The organism is Spirillospora sp. NPDC000708 (assembly GCF_040299565.1).
Lineage (GTDB): Bacteria > Actinomycetota > Actinomycetes > Streptosporangiales > Streptosporangiaceae > Spirillospora.
Genome location: NZ_JBEPCJ010000080.1, coordinates 15,645 through 32,956 on the forward strand (window position 1 = coordinate 15,645; position 17,312 = coordinate 32,956).

20 protein-coding genes are annotated in these 17,312 nt (G+C 73.8%); 3 read left to right on the forward strand and 17 right to left on the reverse strand.

What is annotated here, in order from left to right:
* Nucleotides 1–49: 49 nt before the first annotated feature.
* The 3 genes from rpmG to ABT299_RS39470 form a co-directional block, all read right to left on the reverse strand.
* Nucleotides 50–214, reverse strand: coding sequence for a 50S ribosomal protein L33 (gene rpmG, locus ABT299_RS39460; RefSeq protein ID WP_190854668.1), 165 nt, complete (start codon nucleotides 212–214; stop codon nucleotides 50–52).
* Between the two features lie 63 nt (nucleotides 215–277).
* A complete protein-coding gene (locus tag ABT299_RS39465) occupies nucleotides 278–721 on the reverse strand; it encodes an HIT family protein (protein WP_500253865.1) in 444 nt (147 codons plus the stop codon).
* A 38-nt stretch (nucleotides 722–759) separates the two neighbouring features.
* Entirely contained in the window at nucleotides 760–1,485 is a 726-nt protein-coding gene (locus tag ABT299_RS39470; RefSeq protein WP_500253866.1) for an SDR family oxidoreductase, read from the reverse strand.
* A 58-nt stretch (nucleotides 1,486–1,543) separates the two neighbouring features.
* Here ABT299_RS39470 and ABT299_RS39475 point away from each other — a divergent pair, with 58 nt between their 5' ends.
* Together ABT299_RS39475 and ABT299_RS39480 are read left to right on the forward strand one after the other, a co-directional pair.
* Nucleotides 1,544–2,137 (forward strand): TetR/AcrR family transcriptional regulator, encoded by a 594-nt coding sequence (locus ABT299_RS39475; protein WP_500253867.1) that lies wholly within the window; start codon nucleotides 1,544–1,546, stop codon nucleotides 2,135–2,137.
* Between the two features lie 69 nt (nucleotides 2,138–2,206).
* A complete protein-coding gene (locus ABT299_RS39480) occupies nucleotides 2,207–3,250 on the forward strand; it encodes a hypothetical protein (RefSeq protein ID WP_500253868.1) in 1,044 nt (347 codons plus the stop codon).
* A 164-nt stretch (nucleotides 3,251–3,414) separates the two neighbouring features.
* Here ABT299_RS39480 and ABT299_RS39485 read toward each other — a convergent pair whose 3' ends face one another.
* A complete protein-coding gene (locus ABT299_RS39485) occupies nucleotides 3,415–4,836 on the reverse strand; it encodes an MFS transporter (RefSeq protein WP_500253869.1) in 1,422 nt (473 codons plus the stop codon).
* Between the two features lie 67 nt (nucleotides 4,837–4,903).
* Between ABT299_RS39485 and ABT299_RS39490 the strand changes: the two genes are divergently transcribed.
* Nucleotides 4,904–5,401, forward strand: a complete 498-nt coding sequence (locus tag ABT299_RS39490; RefSeq protein WP_194736675.1) for a winged helix-turn-helix transcriptional regulator — start codon at nucleotides 4,904–4,906, stop codon at nucleotides 5,399–5,401.
* Between the two features lie 64 nt (nucleotides 5,402–5,465).
* Here ABT299_RS39490 and ABT299_RS39495 read toward each other — a convergent pair whose 3' ends face one another.
* The 13 genes from ABT299_RS39495 to ABT299_RS39555 all read right to left on the reverse strand — a co-directional run bounded on the left by ABT299_RS39495 (nucleotide 5,466) and on the right by ABT299_RS39555 (nucleotide 17,137).
* The gene (locus ABT299_RS39495; RefSeq protein WP_190854681.1) at nucleotides 5,466–6,149 is read right to left on the reverse strand and encodes a GTP-binding protein; all 684 of its coding nucleotides are present in this window, start codon (nucleotides 6,147–6,149) and stop codon (nucleotides 5,466–5,468) included.
* The gene (locus ABT299_RS39500) at nucleotides 6,130–6,714 is read right to left on the reverse strand and encodes a DUF742 domain-containing protein (protein WP_500253870.1); all 585 of its coding nucleotides are present in this window, start codon (nucleotides 6,712–6,714) and stop codon (nucleotides 6,130–6,132) included. Before ABT299_RS39500 ends, ABT299_RS39495 begins: the two co-directional genes overlap by 20 nt.
* 132 nt (nucleotides 6,715–6,846) lie before the next feature.
* A complete protein-coding gene (locus ABT299_RS39505; RefSeq protein ID WP_190854686.1) occupies nucleotides 6,847–7,266 on the reverse strand; it encodes a roadblock/LC7 domain-containing protein in 420 nt (139 codons plus the stop codon).
* Complete coding sequence (locus tag ABT299_RS39510; protein WP_500253871.1) at nucleotides 7,263–9,893, reverse strand: nitrate- and nitrite sensing domain-containing protein; 2,631 nt, start codon at nucleotides 9,891–9,893, stop codon at nucleotides 7,263–7,265. The genes ABT299_RS39505 and ABT299_RS39510 overlap by 4 nt, the downstream gene beginning before the upstream one ends.
* Before the next feature lie 118 nt (nucleotides 9,894–10,011).
* On the reverse strand, nucleotides 10,012–10,359 hold the full coding sequence (locus tag ABT299_RS39515; protein ID WP_190854691.1) for a hypothetical protein: 348 nt from the start codon (nucleotides 10,357–10,359) through the stop codon (nucleotides 10,012–10,014).
* A gap of 152 nt (nucleotides 10,360–10,511) precedes the next feature.
* Nucleotides 10,512–11,024 (reverse strand): ATP-binding protein, encoded by a 513-nt coding sequence (locus tag ABT299_RS39520; RefSeq protein WP_190854693.1) that lies wholly within the window; start codon nucleotides 11,022–11,024, stop codon nucleotides 10,512–10,514.
* 219 nt (nucleotides 11,025–11,243) lie between these two features.
* Entirely contained in the window at nucleotides 11,244–11,825 is a 582-nt protein-coding gene (locus ABT299_RS39525; RefSeq protein ID WP_190854696.1) for a PadR family transcriptional regulator, read from the reverse strand.
* Nucleotides 11,826–11,884: 59 nt separating this feature from the next.
* Nucleotides 11,885–13,753 (reverse strand): fatty acyl-AMP ligase, encoded by a 1,869-nt coding sequence (locus tag ABT299_RS39530; protein ID WP_500253872.1) that lies wholly within the window; start codon nucleotides 13,751–13,753, stop codon nucleotides 11,885–11,887.
* Nucleotides 13,754–13,760: 7 nt separating this feature from the next.
* Nucleotides 13,761–15,509: an acyl-CoA dehydrogenase family protein gene (locus ABT299_RS39535; protein ID WP_433147911.1), complete on the reverse strand. Its 1,749-nt coding sequence runs from the start codon at nucleotides 15,507–15,509 to the stop codon at nucleotides 13,761–13,763.
* A gap of 136 nt (nucleotides 15,510–15,645) precedes the next feature.
* The gene (locus ABT299_RS39540) at nucleotides 15,646–16,041 is read right to left on the reverse strand and encodes a nuclear transport factor 2 family protein (protein ID WP_190854705.1); all 396 of its coding nucleotides are present in this window, start codon (nucleotides 16,039–16,041) and stop codon (nucleotides 15,646–15,648) included.
* A complete protein-coding gene (locus tag ABT299_RS39545; RefSeq protein ID WP_190854707.1) occupies nucleotides 16,038–16,214 on the reverse strand; it encodes a hypothetical protein in 177 nt (58 codons plus the stop codon). The genes ABT299_RS39540 and ABT299_RS39545 overlap by 4 nt, the downstream gene beginning before the upstream one ends.
* Before the next feature lie 42 nt (nucleotides 16,215–16,256).
* On the reverse strand, nucleotides 16,257–16,880 hold the full coding sequence (locus ABT299_RS39550) for an SGNH/GDSL hydrolase family protein (RefSeq protein WP_190854709.1): 624 nt from the start codon (nucleotides 16,878–16,880) through the stop codon (nucleotides 16,257–16,259).
* Complete coding sequence (locus ABT299_RS39555) at nucleotides 16,880–17,137, reverse strand: phosphopantetheine-binding protein (RefSeq protein WP_206699878.1); 258 nt, start codon at nucleotides 17,135–17,137, stop codon at nucleotides 16,880–16,882. The genes ABT299_RS39550 and ABT299_RS39555 overlap by 1 nt, the downstream gene beginning before the upstream one ends.
* Nucleotides 17,138–17,312: the final 175 nt, after the last annotated feature.

Genomic DNA, 17,312 nt, shown 5'->3' on the forward strand with positions numbered 1-17,312 from the left:
GGCGCCCCCCCCCCCCCAACCCTGCCCGCCCGCCCCCCCCGCTCCGGGATCAGCGCTCCTCGCGGTACAGCACGTGAGCGCGCTCCACGGGGTCGTACTTGCGCAGCACCAAGCGGTCGGGGTCGTTCCTGCGGTTCTTGCGGGTCACGTACGTGTGGCCGCTCCCCGCGGTCGACCGCAGCTTCACGACCGGCCGGACATCGTTTCGTGCCATCGTCGAACCTCCTCTTCAGAACGACACCGATAACCATCCCCACCACGTGATTAATCCCGCGGCTCACAGGTGCCGGCGGATCGCCGTCGCCAGCCCGTCCCGCCGCGCCTCGTCGAGATCGTCTTCCGGCGGCCGTCCGAGCAGCGCGAACACGCGCGGGCCGCGCAGGTCGGCGGGCAGATCGCCGGCGCGCGGGACGATATGGAAGTGCACGTGCGCGAACCCTTCGGCCTCGGCGAACTGCGCGATGTAGGTCTTGCCGCACCCGGTGACCGCGTGCAGCGCCCGCGACAGCCGCACCTGCCAGGCCCCCAGCACGGCGGCCTCCGCGTCGCTCAGTTCGGCGACGGCCGTGACGTGGCGGCGCGGCATGAGAACGAGCCAGCCGGGCGTCCCGGTGCCGAAGGCGTGCGCCACCCGCCAGTGCTCGTCGAACGCGACGACCTCGCGGGGCGGCAGCCCGTCCATACGGGCGTTGTGATCGCAGACGAGGCAGTACTCGGTCATGTGCCGATGCTACGAACGCCCCCGCCGCAGCGCGCCGCTCACCAGGGGACGGGGCCCTGCTCGCGGAAGAATCCGCCGGTGGGGCCGTCCGCGGGCAGGGTGGCGAGGTCCACGATGATCCGGGAGCCCTCCTCGACGGTCCGGGTGCCGCGGTGCGCGCTCATGTCCGTCGCGACGTACCCCGGCGTCGCCGAATTGATCTTGATGTGCGCGAGGCCGGGGTCGGCGGCGAACGCCGCGGCGTACTGGACGGTCAACATGTTCAGCGCCGCCTTGGAGCTGGAGTAGGCGAGCCGCAGGTGGGCGTCGCCGCCGAAGTCCGCGCCGCCGCCGGTCAGGGTGAGGGACGCCGTCGTGCTGGACACGTTCACCACCCGCGGGGACTCCGACCGGCGAAGCAGCGGGAGCACCGCGTTCAGGACGGTGACGGCGCCGAAGACGTTGACCTCGTAGGCGCGGCGCATGTCGGCGGCGGTCATCTCGGTCGCGAGCGCCTCGACCATGAGCCCGGCGTTGTTGACGAGGACGTCGAGGCGCCCGTGCTCGTCCTCGATCCGGGCGGCGGCCGCGACGCACGGCGGGTCGGTGACGTCGAGCCGCAGCGGCCGCACGTCGCCGTCGGACGCGAGGTCCCGCGCGGCCTCATCGCCCCGGACGGGGTCGCGGCTGCCGAGCAGGACGGTCATCCCCCGCCGTGCCAGCCGCCGCGCGGTCTCCTTGCCCAGTCCCCTGTTCGCCCCGGTCACGAGCGCGGTCGTCCCCATGGCGTCCTCCTTCGTGTTACATCCTGTATCTCAATATACAACCTGTATCATCGGGTCCATGGAGCGAGCAGCCGGGGTCGAGCGGACCCGCCGCGCCATCGTCGGCGCCGCGCGGCGGCACCTCGTCGAGGCCGGGTACCACGGCCTGAGCATGGAGCGGGTCGCCGCCGAGGCCGGGGTCACCCGCGTGACGGTCTACCGCCGGTTCGGCTCCAAGCCCGGCCTGCTGGAGGCGGTCGCCGACGACCTCGCGGGCCGCTCCGAGGTCGTCCCGCACCTGCGGGAGGCGCTCGACCGGCCCGCCGCGCGGGACGCGTTCCGCGGGACCGTGGCCGGGATCTGCCGGTTCTGGGGCACCGATCCCGATCTGCTGCGCCGGCTGGTGAGCCTCGCGGAGGTGGATCCGGAGGTGCGCGACGTCATCGCCGGGCGCGAGCGCTGGCGGCTGGCGCAGGTGACCGCCGCGGTCGAGCGCCTGGACGGCGAGGGCCGCCTGCGCCCGCCGTTCGGGGTGCGGGAGGCGAGCGCGGCGGCCGCCGCGGTGACGTCCTTCCCGGCCTGCGACGCGATGGCCGCCGACCTGGGCCGTCCCCACGCCGAGCTGCCGGGGCTGCTGGTCCCGCTGCTCGCGTCCATCGCCGACCTGGGGTGACGGGGCGGCACCGCCCGGCGTTCCCGGCGCGTTCATCCGCCGGTCGGACCCGGCTCCTACGGTGAGCCGGTGACCAAGATCGACAGTTTCTCCCCGTCCCGGCGGACGGTCCTGGCCGGTGCGCTCGGCGCCGCCGCCCTCGGCGCGACCGCCGCTCCCGCCCGCGCCTCGTCCCGCCCCGGCCCTCGCGGCCTCCGCGTGCTGATCGCGACCAACGAGCCGTGGGGCACCTACCACGTCTCCCCGCTGCTCCGCGAGGCCGCGGCGCGCGGCGTGCAGGTGACCCAGCTCGTCCCGGACCCGTCCCAGGTCGCGCCCGGCGACCCGGTGCCGGTCGCCACGCCGGACACCGCGCCGCGCGCCGACCTGCTGGTCGTCACCGGCGCGGGGGACTGGCCGCTGGAGTGCGCCGCGCGGTTCCGGCACATGCCCCTCGCCGCGAGTTCGCTGGCCTACCTCGGCCCGGACGAGGCGGCGGGCGCGAAGCGGCTGCGCCCGCGGCTGCGAACCGTCACCTCGTCGTCGAACGCCGAGGCACGGTCGTTCGCGAGCTACCTCGGCACCCGCCGCCGCGTCCGCGTCGTCGGGTCACCGCAGACCGACGACCTGCCGCGCCGCGCGCCGGAGAGCGGCCTGGTGCTGGTCGTCACGAGCGTCACCCACCCGGACGGGACGGGCGGCGCCGCGCCCGGCACCGAACTGCTGCTCGCGTCGGCGGCGCGACTGAAGGACGCCGGGAAGCGCGTCCTCGTCGGCCTGCACCCCCGCGAGGACCCGGAGTTGTGGCGGCAGTACGAGATCAGCGCGGTGCCGACGCTCCAGGCGTCCGCGCGGGCGGAGGCGGCGATCGGGATCCCCGGCACGGTGTTCCCGCTGATCGCGGCGGTCGGGACGCCGCTGGTCGGATGCACCGATCCGGCACTGGACGTGCCCGCCTACCTGCTGTCGGTGTGCTCGTCCACGATCGGGGACGCGGCGGACGCCGTCGCCGCCGTGTCCGGCGCGCACCTGCCGGACGCGTCCGTGCTCGCGGACGCGGTCGGGCCGGTCGGCGGGTCCGCGGCGCGGCTGCTGGAGGCGTGGCGCCGGACTCCCGGCGTCCACCCGCGCTGATCCCGCGCGCACACGCGCCCACGCGACGCACACGCGGGGAAAGCACGACGGGCATCCCGTCCGGATCGGGATGCCCATCATGTGGTGGGGCGGTGGGCGGACCGGGCCGTCATTGGTCCGGGTCAAGGTTCCGTCCGCGCCCGCGTTCTGTGTCAAGCAGGGGGTTAAGTGCCGGCGACCACTTCCTTCTCGGTTTCGGGGACGGGGGTGACGGGCCGGTGGCGGCGCGGGGTCATGCCGAAGGCCGCGGCCGCGGCGACGACCATGAACGCGCCCACCATCAGCCAGGCGTGCACGTAGGCGCGGTGAGCGTCCACGTAGCCGTGGGGAGAGCCGAGGACGGCGACGGCGAGGCTGACGCCGAGGACGCTGCCGATCTGCCGGCTCATGTTGACGACGGCGCTTCCCGTCGCGAACCGGTGGTCGGGCAGGTCCGCGGCGGCGGCGGACAGGATGGTGGGGAGCGCGAGGCCGACGCCGACGCCGCCGACGAGCCAGCCCGGCAGCATCTCGGAGGCGTAGGCGGGCGTGGCGTCGAGCGAGGCCGCCACCATGACGACGCCGAACGCGCAGAGCATGCAGCCGACGGCGGTGATCAGGCCGACGGGGACGCGCCGCGCGGCCATCTTCCCGGCGATCAGCGCCATGACCGGGACCATCAGGGGTCCGGGCGCGACGCCGAGGCCGGTGCGGACCGGCGAGTAGTGCCACACCTGCTGCATCCAGAGGACGCCGAGCAGCAGTTCGGCGGCGAACGCGACGGTGAAGAGCAGGACCGCGGCGTTCGACCAGGCGAAGGTGCGGACGGACAGCAGCGCGGGCTCGATCACGGGCGCCGGGTGCCGCCGGGAGCGTCCCCAGAAGAAGGCGAGGGCGATCACCGAGGTGCCCACCACGATCGCGGTGCGCTGCCCCGGCCAGTCGTTGATCTTCACCAGGCCGAGCGCGAGCAGCGCGATCGCGCCGGTCAGCACGGCGGCACCGGGAAGGTCGGGGACGCGGGCCGAGGCGCCGTCGCGGCTGTCGGGCACGAACCGCAGTGCCAGGGCGGTCGCGAGGAGCCCGATCGGCACGTTCACCTCGAAAACCCAGCGCCAGGACGAGTCGACCAGGACCCCGCCGACGGCGGGCCCGGCGGCGGCGGCGAGCGCGGACGCCGACGACCAGATGCGGACGGCGCCGGCGCGGCGTCCGGGCGGGAACACCGACAGCAGCAGACCGAGGCTGGTGGGGATGAGCGCGGCGGCGCCCGCGGCCTGGACGACGCGGAACGCGACGAGCCACCACAGCGAGGGCGCGAGGGCGCAGGCCTGGGAGGCGAGGGTGAAGACGGTGAGACCGAGGACGAGGCCGGCCTTGCGGCCGTAGCGGTCGGCGAGCCGGCCGAGCGGGACGAGCAGCGCCGCGAACACGATCGCGTAGCCGTTGAGCACCCAGGACAGGTCGGCCAGGGACGTCCCGGCGAAGTCGCGGCCGATGTCGTCGAACGCGACGTTGACGATGAACAGGTCGAGGCCCGCCATGAAGGAGGCGACGGACAGCACCGCGAGCGACGTCCCCGGGCGCACCTGACTTTGTTTCACCATAGTCAGGGACGCTAACCCGGCCACCTGACTTTGGTCAAGCGAAGTCAGCAGGTTTATAGTGGTTGCCGTGACGATCGCACTTGAGGGGCATTTCGCCGACCGCGACACCTGGTCGATGCAGAACTGCCCGGTCGCGCGGACGCTCGCCGCGCTCGGCCCGCCGTCGGCGGTGCTGGTGCTCAGCGAGGCGTACTTCGGGACGAACCGGTTCGGCGACTTCGTGAAGAACCTCGAGATGACCGAGTCCGCCGTCACCGCCCGCCTCCGCCACCTGGTGAAGGCGGGGCTGCTCGTCCGCGAGCCCTACCAGGAGCCCGGGCAGCGCACCCGCTACGAGTACCACCTGACCAAGATGGGGCTGGACCTCGCGCCGACGCTGGTCAGCCTCATGGAGTGGGGCGAGACGTACCTGCCCGGCGAGGAGGGGCGGCAGGTCGCGCTCCGGCACGCCGGCTGCGGCGAGGCCGTGACCGCCCAGGTCCGCTGCGCGGACGGGCACGACGTCGCCGTGGACGAGATCGTGATGGGGTCGCCGTTGCCCGCGTCCGACGGCGAATCCGCCTGACCGCGGCGGCGGACCCGCCCGGCCCCTTCCGGCGCCGGGAGCGGATCCGCCGCCTCCCGATGGGCTACCCCTCCGCGCGGGCGGGGGCGGGCCAGGGCCGGGGCCCCGGCTCGGACGGGGGCCGGGAGGCCGCCGCGCCCGCGATCCGCAGCGCGTGCTCCACCAGCGCGACCAGCACCTCCTTCGCCGACCCGTTCCGCCGCGCGTCGCACAGCAGCACGGGCACGTGCGGGTCGATGTCCAGCGCCGTGCGGATCTCCGGCGGCTCGTAGCGGTCGGCGTCGTCGAAGCAGTTGACCGCCACCACGAACGGCGTGCCCTTCTGCTCGAAGTAGTCGATGGACGCGAAGCTCGCCATCAGCCGCCGCGTGTCGGCCAGCACGACCGCGCCGAGCGCGCCGCGCGACAGCTCGTTCCACATGAACCAGAACCGCTCCTGCCCGGGCGTGCCGAACAGGTAGATCGCGACGCCGTCGCGCAGCGTGATGCGGCCGAAGTCCATCGCCACGGTCGTGGTCGTCTTGGCGGCGACGCCGTCCAGGTCGTCCACGGCGGCGCCGAGGTCGGTGAGCGCCTCCTCGGTGCGCAGCGGCCGGATCTCGCTGACCGCGCCGACCAGGGTCGTCTTGCCGACCCCGAACCCGCCGGCGACCAGGATCTTCAGCGCGACCCGCGGCCCGTCGAGCCGCTCGTCGTGCTCGCCGGGCGGGAGGTGGTCGGGCGGGGGATCAGAGCGCGCGGAGTTCATCGAGCACCCTCCTGAGCAGGTTCGGGTCGTTGTGCGGCTGGACGGACGGGGTGGCGGGGGCCCAGCGCTGGACGCTCACCAGGCCGGAGTCGACCAGGTCGCCGGCCAGCACCCGGATCACGCCGAACGGCAGGTCCAGGTCGGAGGCCAGGTCGGCCAGGGCGTGCGGGCGGCGGCACAGCGCGAGCAGCCGGCGCTGGTGCCGCGAGAGGCGGCCGGGCTCGGCGGGCGCCCGGCCGGTCGCGACGAGGATCGCCACGATGTCGAGCGGCTCGCCGCGCGGCCGGGTCCGGCCGCGGGTCACCGCGTAGGGGCGGACGATCGGCCCGGCGGCCGCGTCGATCCACCGCTCCCGCGCCGGAGCGAACGGACCGCCGCTGCCGCCGGGCTCGCCGGGACCGCCCGGCTCGCCGTATCCGGCGGGGTCCCCGTATCCGGCGGGGTCGCCGAAGCCACCGGGGTCGCCGGGGGCGGGCGGGGGCCCGCCGGAGGCGCCCGGAACACCGGACAGGCCCGGCGTACCGGACACGCCGGGACCGCCGGACACGTGCGGACCGCCGGACACGTGCGGACGGCCGGGGGCGCCCGGACCGCCGGGAGCACCGGGCCCGCCGGGACCCGGGGGTCCGCCGGTCCCGGGAGCACCGGGACCGGCGGGTCCCCGGGGCGCGCCGGGTGCGCTGGGGGTCATGGCGGCTCACCCGGATCCGGGCCCCGGGCCCGGATGTCTCAGGCCGGTCGACAGCTGCTTGCCGACCCGTTTGACCAGCATCGTCATCTCGTAGGCGACCAGGCCGGCGTTCGCGCCGACCTCGCTGAGCAGCGCCAGGCAGCTGTTGGCGCCGGCCGGGACGACGAAGAACAGGCCGCGCTCCATCTCGATCATCGTCTGCCGGACCTCGCCGGAGTCCAGCTGCGGCCGGGCGCCGATGGCCAGGCTGTGGAACCCGGCGGCGAGCGCCGCGAGGTACTCGGAGTCCTCCCGCCCGACGCCCCGCGACATGCCCATCACGAGGCCGTCCCGCGACAGCACGACGACCTTGCGGATCTGCGGGACCCGGTCGACGAGGTCGTCGAGCAGCCAGTTCAGCTCGTTGGTCGTTCCCTGCCCGCTCATGCCCGCTCCCTGCCGTCCGGTGCCTCGTCCTCGTCGCGTCCCCGCAGCCAGCCCGCCTGCAGTGCGGCGAACAGGTCGCGGGACGCCTCCGCCGACCGCTCCTCCCACGCGACGAGCGCGTCGTCGGGGTGGGCCGGTGCCGTGCGCGGCGTCGCCCGCGGGTCGTCCCGCAGCTGCGGCGCCAGGTTGCCGCCGCGGACCCGCCGCGGCAGCGGCGCGCGCCCGCCGCCCGCCCGCACCTCGCCGAACGAGGCGGGCGTCTCGAACGCCCGCGTCTCGGCGGGACCCGCGTCCAGGTGCGGCGTCTCCAGCCGCCACGCCTCGTGGAACGGCTGGGTCGCGTGCGGGGACGGCTGGGTCGCGTCCGGGGACGGCATGGTGCCGTCCGGCTCGGGGAAGTCCACCACCGCCGGCGCCTCGACGTCGAACGGGGTCGGCGCGTTCAGCATCGCGGTCCCGTTCGACGGCGCCGACCCGGCCGCGCCCGAAGGCCAGGCGCGCAGCGAGCCGTTCGCGGCGCCGTTCGCCACGCCGTTCGCCGGTGGGGGCGCCGGAGCCGCCGGGGCGGCCGCCTGGTGCGCGATCGGCGCGTCGTCCTCGTCGTCCGGCCCTTCGGCCTCCACGATCAGCCGGCGCGGGATCAGCACCACGGCGCTGACGCCGCCGTACAGCGACGGCTGCAGGGCGACCCTGATGCCGTGCCGGTGGGCGAGCCGCCCGACGACGAACAGCCCGAGCCGGTCGGTGACGGCGAGGTCGAACTCCGGCGGCTGCGACAGCCGCAGGTTCAGCGCGTCGAGCTCGGACTGGTCGAGGCCGATGCCGCGGTCGATGACGTCGACCGCGAACCCGTTGGCCCCCATCTCGCCGCGCACGAGCACCTCGGTCGGCGACGGCGAGAACACCGTGGCGTTCTCGATCAGCTCGGCGAGCAGGTGCACGATGTCGGCGACGGCCTCGCCGATCACCGCGGCCCGCCCGGACACCACCACGACCTCGACCCGGGTGTAGTCCTCGACCTCCGAGATCGCCGACCGCAGCACGTCCTCGACGTGCACGGGCCGGCTCCAACCGCGGCCCGGCGCCGTCCCGGACAGGATGACCAGGCCCTCGGCGTGCCGGCGCATGCGGGTGGTGAGGTGGTCGAGGCGGAACAGGTCCTCCAGCGCCTTCGGGTCGGACGCGCCGCGCTCCATCTCGTCCAGCATCCGCAGCTGGCGGTGCAGCAGCGACTGGCTGCGCCACGCCACGTTCAGGAACACCCGGCTGATGCCCTGCCGCAGGTAGGACTCGCGGACGGCGGTCTCGATCGCGGTGTGCTGGACGCGGGTGAACGCGTCCCCGACCCGGGACACCTCCCGGCTCTTGCCGATGACCAGGGGCGGCGCCTCCGCCTCCACGTCCACCTCCTCGCCGCGGCGCAGCCGCGCCACCACCCGGGGCAGCCGGTTCGAGGCGAGGTCGAGGGCGGCGCGCTGCAGCCCGCGCAGCTCGCGGGAGAGGCTGCGCGCGGCCAGCAGCGACAGCACGATCGACGCGATCACGGCGAGCAGCCCGAACCCGCCCGCGATGACCAGCCGCATGATGATCCGGTTGCCGATCGGCTTGGCCATGTCGTCCAGCGCGAGGCTCGCCTGGGTGACCCGCTGGTCCCACGCCTGCCCGAGCAGCTGCGTGGTGGCCGTCCAGTCGCCCGCCTCGGCGGGCAGCCGGTCGCCGCGGGCGTTGACGATCGCCGACTCGGCCGCGCGGTACCGCTGGAAACCGGCGGACTGGGCGAGCTGCTGCAGCGGCGCCCGGATGGTGGCGTTGAGGTCGGCGAGCCCGGCCTCGAACGCCTGCCGGCCCTGCGCCGCGAACTGGACGAACGCGATGTGCTCGGCCGGGGTGAAGCGGCCCCCGCGCGCCATCGCGGAGATGACCAGCGAGTCCTCCTTCAGCATGGAGGCGCGGGCGTTGCCGAGGCTGATCAGCGCGCGGCCCTGGGTGAGGATGTTGACGTCGTCGACGGCGACGAAGCCGTTGAACACCGAGACGAGGTCGTCGAGGACGGTGCTGTAGGAGTTGATGAGGTCGAGCGTCTCGAAGCGCCCGGCGTCGACCCTGGCGCGCAGCTGCGGCAGCTTCGCCAGGTCCCGGACGGCGACGGTGAGCCGCTGCTTGGTCTCGGGCTTCGCGGCGTCCTGCGCGTCCTTGGACAGCGCCGACCTCTTGAAGGCGGCCTCCAGGCCGTCGACCCGGGCCCGCTGCTGCGCGAGCTTCTGCTTGTACTGGGGCTGCTGCGTGACCAGCGCCGCGACGCTCAGGGAACGTTCCGCTTGGAGCTGGCTCACGAGCGTGATGCCGGGCAGTCCGATCTTCTCGTAGGTGGTGGAGAAGTCGTACTTGTCGAACGCGTCGCCCAGCGTGATGTTCGCGGCGAACGCCCACAGGGCTATCAGGGAGACCAGGGGGACGAGGAGCAGCGCGGTGATGCGCATGCGGATCGGCCGCCGTTTCCGGGACCGGGCGCTCTCCTCGCCGGTGCGTCTCGTGCGTCGCGTGCTCTCCGCGGCGAAGTCGCCGTCGCCGGGATCCTCCCGGGCCGGGGCCGCGTTCGGGGCCGTCGGCCGGCCTTCGGTGTCCAATCCGATCACCCACTCGTCGGGGTCGGGCCGGCTGTCGGCCCGGTGCAGGGTTCGTCGAACTCGGGTCGGGGCGGGCGGGCTCCGGGGGCCGCGCCTCGCCGGGGGCGGGACGGGGCGCTCACGGGCGCGCCTCGTCCAGTGCGGCGCGGGCGACCAGGCCGCGCAGCCGGCCGGTGATCATCTCGACCGCCTCGGCGTGGCCGCGCGCCGCCTTCTCCCGCGTGCTGTAGCGCCCGACGTCGGCGTGCATCGACAGGTCGGACACGATCGTCTGCCAGAGCAGGGGTCTCCCGTTCGCCGCGAACCCGAGGTCGATCACGGTGAACCAGGTGGAGACGACCACCACGACTCCGCCGACGCGGATGACGTCCTGGGCGAGCAGCCTCGACCGCGCGTCCAGCAGCAGCCGCTGCGCCTCGTCCGCCGTGGCGCGTATCCCATCCGCCCGGTAGTACTCCACGGACATGGCAATCCCCATCGCCGCCGGTATGGGCGTCCGTCGGCGCGCGCGCGTGGGTCCCGCCGTTCAGGTGACCGGCGGGAAGGGGCGGCGCGGCGCCGCGAACGGTGCACCGCGCCCGGGCCCGCGCGGGTGCTCGGGCCGGGACGGTGCCCGGGTCAGCGCGCGTGCCGCTCGTCGAGCGGCCAGCCGTCCAGCTCGCACCAGACCGTCTTGCCGGAGGCGGTGAGGTCGGTGCCGTGCCGGTAGGCGAGCGCGGCGACGAGGAACCAGCCGCGGCCGGTCTCCTCCATGAGGTCGACGGGCCTGGAGTGCGGCAGCGCGGCGCCGCGGTCGTGGACCTCGATCCGCAGCCGGGACCCGTCCCGCAGCAGCCGCAGGCACAGCAGCGAGCCGGTGCCGGCGGCGTGCCGGACGGCCCCCGTGACCAGTTCGGAGATCAGGACCTCCGCGTCGTCGCCGACGTGCGCGGCCCCGGCGGAGCCGAGGACGGCGCGGCCGAAGGCGCGGGCCCGCGGGACCGACGCGCGCTCGGCGGGCAGGGTCAGCTCGCCGAGCAGGACGGGGTCCGGCCCGTCCATCGCGGTGAGCCCGTGCGGGTGTGCGGGGACGGAGTGGTGGGGGGTGGCCAGGGTGCTAGGCAACTCGATGGTGCGGTGTTCGCCCGACATGTGGAACGCCTCCTTGACTAAGGCGTGGCGGCCCGTCCCGGCCCGGCCTTGACTCCCGGCCGGGGAGGTCGCTGGGGGTGAATGCCCGTGCCGCCGTCCGGGGCGCCCGGTGGGGCGTCCCGCGCCGCCCGCCCGGCGGCGCCGGGACGGGGGCGTACGGAGGCACGGTGTGCGAAGGGGCCGGAGCCGTGCGGCCTGCGGCCGTGCGGCCGGCGCCGGTCATGGCGCCTCGCCCCCTTCGGCGTGGGCGCCCGCCCTGGCGCGCAGCAGCCGGGCGGTGCTGGTGAACCACTCGTGGTGCTCCTGCTCGAACCGGCGGCCCCGCAGGCACGTCAGGTACGGGCCGATCGGCGTGGCGCTGCGCAGGAACGTGTGCTCGTCCAGGTCACCGCGCAGGCGTACGAGCATGCGCTCGAACAGCTCGACCTTCGCGGCGGACATGCGGGCGCGCTCCTCGAGCTGCGCGATCACCGCGTCCGCGGAGATGTGGTCGACGGCCTGCACCATGACGAGGATGTTCTCGCGGATGGTCCCGGGTTTCGCGGGCGTGCTGGCGAAGCGCTCCAGCTCGTCCACGCCGGCCCGGGTGACGGTGTAGACGCGCTTGTTGGGTCGGTCGTGCTGGATGACCTGCCGTCCGCTGATCAGTCCTTCGGTCTCCAACCTCGACAGCTCGGAGTAGAGCTGCTGCGGAACGGCGTGCCAGAAGTTGGAGACCGACAAATCAAAGATCTTGGCCAGCTGGTAGCCGCTGTACTCGCCGTCGAGCAACGCCGCCAGGACCGCGTGACGCAAGGCCATCGGACTTCTCTCCCTGCTTGACTCAGGGTGATGCCCGACGTTATCAGACAACGACATGATTAGTCATGCTTTTGACTAGGTCGAGTATGGACGAATTTCGCGACGCCCGGTTCGAGGTCCGCCCCGAGCGCCCCGATCTCGCCGTCCAGCAGCGCCTGGCGGGTCGGGCCGCGCCGCAGCTTCCCGCTCGTCGTGCGGCGCACAGAGCCGCGCCCGGTCAGCACCACGCTGAGCGCGGGCAGCTCGTGCGCGCGCGCCACGGCGGCCTTGATGAGCCCCGCGAGCTCGTCCGGCGTCGTCCCCGCGGCGGCCCGCGTGCTGATCTCCTGGACGAGCACGACCTGCTCCCGGCCGTCCTCGGTCGTCACGCCGTCGAGCACGAACGCGGCGCCGATCAGCGCCGCGGGATGGGCCGCCTGCGCGGTCTCCTCGATGTCGTGGGCGTGGATGTTGCGGCCGTTGACGATGATCAGGTCCTTGCGGCGGCCGGTGACGAACAGCTCGCCGCCGTCCACGAACCCGAGGTCGCCGGTGCGCAGGAACGGGCCGTCGCCGTCCGCGGTGCGCGCCTGGAACGTCACGCGCGTCGCGACCGGGCTGCGCCAGTAGCCCGCCGCGACGCTGCCGCCGCGCACCCAGATCTCCCCCGCCCGGCCGTCCGGCAGCGGCTCCAGGCTGTCGGGGTCGACGATGCGGACGTCCAGGGTGACCGGGCGGCCGCTGCTCACCAGCCGCCGCACCGTTCCGTCCACCCCGTCCGCCGCGTCCGCGCCCGCGTCCGCCGCGTCCCCGCCCGGCCCCTCGCGCTCCTCGGACTCCTCCGCCGGCACGGCCCGGCCGCGGGACAGGGCGGCGGCGTCGAAGTCGCGGATCACCGGGCCCGTGCCCCACGGCGCGGCGCTGATGAGCAGCGTCGCCTCCGCCATGCCGTAGCACGGCATCCACATCCGCGGCTCGAACCCGGCGGGCGCGAACCGCTCGCACCACCGCTCCAGCGTCGCCGCCCGGACGGGCTCGGCGCCGTTCTTCACCGTCTGCAGCGACGACAGGTCCAGCGCCTCCAGCTGCCGGTCGGTGACGCGGCGCAGCGTCAGCTCGTACCCGAAGTTCGGCGCGACGATGATCGTCGCGCGGTGCCGGGTGACGAGCTCCAGCCACAGCGCGGGCCGCTTGATGAAGGTGATCGGCGACGTCAGCACGTACCGCATGCCGAGGTACAGCGGCTCCAGGAACTGGCCGACGAGCCCCATGTCGTGGAAGTGCGGCACCCAGCCGACGCCGATCGACTCCGGCGTCCCCTGGATGCGCCGCCTGATCTCCTCGGCGTTGTACAGCAGGTTCCGGTGGGTGACCATCACGCCCTTCGGCTCGCTCGTCGAACCGGACGTGTACTGCAGGAAGGCGAGCGTGTCCGGGCCGAACTCCGGCATCGTCCACGCGTCCGCGTCCGCGAGCAGGTCCTCGCCGCCGGCGGCCTCGGTGTCGAGGCACTGCACCTTCCCGGCGAGCCCCGCCTCCTTCAGCCACCCCTCCAGCCCCGCGAGATGGGCGCTGTCGGTGAGGATCCAGGTGATGTCGGCGTCGGCGATGATCCGGCGGGTGCGGTCGAAGCGCCCCGCGTCCAGCACCGGAAGCGGCGCCGGGACGGCCACGACCCGCGCGTACAGGCAGCCGACGAACGCCGCCATGAACTCCAGGCCCTCCGGATACAGCAGCAGGACGGCCCGGTCCCGCAGGCCGCGCTCCTCCAGCCGGCGGGCCAGCGCCCTGGCCCGCCGGTCCAGCTCGGCGAGGCCGAGCACGTCCTCGCGGTAGGCGCGGCCGGGGCCCGGCTCCTCCTTGACGAAGGTGAAGCCCCGCGCGTCCCCGTGCGTCCGCACGGTCTCCCGGACGGCCGACACGAAATCGATGTGCTTGCCCATGCTCATGGCGCCGTCACACGTCCTCGGCCAGCGTCGTCAGCGTGAACCAGCGGCCCTCGCCGGAGGAACGGAACATCGCGTCCTCCAGCGTCGGCAGGAACTCCTCCGACAGGACGGTGTCCGGGTAGGTGCGCTGCAGCAGCCGCTGGAGGCACAGGACGAGCCACTGCCCGCCCGCGAACGCGCCGCCGAACTCGCGGTGGTTGTGCAGCCACGTGAGCATGCACGACACCATCGCGTGCAGCTCGCAGTACCGGCGCGCGCGCATCAGCGCCGCCACCGACGAGGTGTCGCCCTCGCTCTCCCGGATGCCCTCGTCGACCTTCGCGCGCAGCGCGCCGATGCTGGACACCAGGTCCTTCAGCTCGGCGGCGACGCCCGGCGCGGCGTGCGCGTTCGCCGCAGCGAGCAGCTCCTCGGAGATCTGCTCGAACCGCTGCCCGACCTCGTCGCGGCCCTCGTTGGTGAGCTGGAGGCGGCGTCCGTCCGGCTGCCAGGTCGGCGGCGTCCGGGTCCAGGAGAACAGCTCCGCGAGCAGCTCGTCCTCGCCGCCCGTCTCGTCCGGCGGCCGGCAGAGGAACGGCAGCTGGGCCGCGACGTTCGCGAGGTTGACGTGCGTGGTGCCCTCGAAGATGCTCGCGATCGCGTGGTCGCGCTGCAGCTTCTGGAACACCCCGTGCGCGACGCCCTCGCGCAGGTAGCCGCGCGCCGCCAGGACCGTTCCCATGCTCGCGACGACCTCGTCCCCCTGCACCGGGACGAAGTACTTCACGATCGACGACCACAGGCTCAGCCGGCCCGGCGCGACCGTCAGCGCGCGCGCCACCGGTATCGCGACGCACTCGGCGATCAGCAGGTCCAGGTGCGCCTTCAGCAGATGGTCGCGGATCACCGGGATCTGGTAGATGTCCGCGCCGTAGAGGGTGCGCTGGTGCGCGTACTCCATCGCGATCCGCACCACCGCGTCCATCGTCCCGACCGACAGCGCCGCGATCGCCGTCCGGGTGATCTGCAGCGTCTTCAGGGTCTGGACGAGCCCGGCCCCGCGCCGCCCGATCACGCAGTCCGCGGGCAGGCGCGCCCCGTCGAACACGACGCCGCTGAGGTCGTGGCCGCGCAGCCCGACCGTCCGGACGGGCGGCAGCGTCGACCAGCTCTCCGGCTCCAGGGCCGTCTTGTCGACCAGCAGCAGCGAGAAGTCGCGCGGGCCGGTCCTGGCGTACGTCGTGACGAACCGCCCGCGCGTCGCGTTGCCGACCGGCCACTTCGTCCCGGTCAGCACCAGCTCGTCGCCCTTGCTCACCGCCTCGGACTCGCTCGCCATCACGTCGCTGCCGTGGTCGGCCTCCGACACCCCGAAGCACGCGAGGTCGCCGTTCAGCACGCCGTCCGCGACCGTCCTGCGCTGCCGGTCGTCGCCCCACAGCCATACCGGGTTCACCGCCAGCAGGCCCGACCCGTACATCACCGCGACCGTGACGCTGCGCCGCGAGATGCCTCGGGTGACGAAGAACAGCTCCTCCAGCGTCGTCAGGCGCCCGCCCAGCCCGGACGGCACCAGGTATTTGGGGAACCCCCAGGCCCGGACGGCGTCCACCGCGCCGGGGGGCAGCTCGTCGCGCTCCTCGGCCTCGACGATCGCCTTGTAGGAGAACGGGCCGGCCTCGTCGTCCATGGGATCGCCGAGGAAGCCGTCCAGATCGGCTGCGATGCCGTGCGCCGGTGACAGGCCGGCGCGTGCGGGGACCATTCCGCTGTCCATCTTCCACTCCCTGTAGCCGAACTTGTCGCGGCGCCCGCGTGCCCTCACCGGCACGCGCCGCCGCCGGGACGGCGCCTTCCGGGGCGGCCCCCCGCACCCCCGGTCCGCGCCGCCCCATCACGAAGGGGGCGTCCCGTCACGCCCCCTGGTCCTCCATGCGGCGGCCGACCGCGCGGGCGAGCGTCATCGCCGCGGGCAGCGGCCGGACCATGACCGTCAGCCCCGTCACCAGCCCGGTCTCGCCGAACCTCAGCAGGTCGAGGCCCTGCACCGCCTTGCCCATCACCCGCGCGCTGAACACCAGCGCCTGGGACGGTGCGCTCGCCGGGTCCGTCCCGGCGAGCTCGTCGGTGTAGCGGAAGTCCTCGAACACCTCCAGCAGGACGCGCAGCAGCGCGGTGACCGCGTCGCGTCCCAGGTAGGGCTTCACCATCACCGGGCTGTGGAACTCGATGCCCGGGTCCAGGGCCCGCGTGATGGCGTCGAGGTCCTTGGCCTCCACCGCCGCTCGGAACGTTCCGGGGACCGTCACGTCGCCGCTCCCTTCGCTGTGACGGCGCGCGCCGCGGTGGCGGCGCCCGCCTCGGCGGCCCGGGCGCGGTCGTGCGCCCGGGCCCGGTGGACGGCGGGGGGCGGGTGGGAGCCGCCGGCGGCGAACCGCGCCGGCGATCGCGGGACATGGGCGGGCGAGAATGGTCTCTTCATCGTCATCCCGACTGTTCGACTGCCCCCGAGACTGTCCCGATCTCAGTTGGCACGCTCGCCGAGCATGCCGGCGGCGAGGTGTTCGATCACCTCCGCGACATAATCGTGCCCGGCCGGGCTGAGGTGGATCCCGTCGGAACTCCACATCGCTGGGTCAGCGATTTTCGTCACCGTTTCACGGGCCGGGAAAGCCATTCCGAAGTCGCGCGCGGCACGTTCCAGCTCGATGTTGAACAAGGCGATGCGCTGGAGCACGCGTTTCTTACGGAACTGCGAGATGGGCGACCGGTCGAGCAGCGGCGGGCGGGGCACCGGAATCGCCAGCAGGACGGCGCCGGCGTCCCGCGCCCAGCCGTGCACCTCGTCCAGCCGGGCGCCCGCCGCGGCGGGCTCGAACCCGTTCAGCGCGTCGTTCATGCCGCAGCCGAGCACCGCCAGCCGGGGCCGCGCGGCGCGCACGGCGGGGAGCTGGTCGCGCACCACGTCCTCGATCGTGGCGCCCGCGTCGGAGACGTTCAGCACGTCACCGGAGTCCACGCCGAGGCGCCGCGCGAGGCGGCCGGCCCAGCCGAGCCAGCCGCCCGCGGGGTCGGGATCGTCGCGGCCCTCGGCCACGCTGTCGCCGAGCACCACCAGGGCGGCGCCCGCGGCCGGCGGGCCGGCCATCACGCGACGAGGTCGAGGAGGTAGGCGGTGAGGTCGGCGACCGTCTCGCGGCGCCGCGCCTCGGCCACGTCCACCTCCACCTGCAGGTGGTCCTCGATGTCGCTGATGATGCTGATGGCGTACACCGAATCGACGCCGTAACGTGCCAGTTCGACCGCCGGGTCAATATTTTCCGTCGGCCTGTCGAGGTAGAAGGCGATGCGGTCAAGAAGCCACATCTGGAGTTCGTCGTGGGAAATTGTTTGCGATCCGCTCACCGCGCTCCCCTTTTTGTCAGAGGATCTTCTGAACCAAACCCCGATGGCCATCCGTAGCTGAGCACATGGCACGGTACATGCATATGTTCGGCATGTCACATAGCCGTCTGTGAACTATCGGCCACGAGCATGTCACTTTTCCGTAAATTAAGTCAGCAGAGCGGTAAAACGGAGC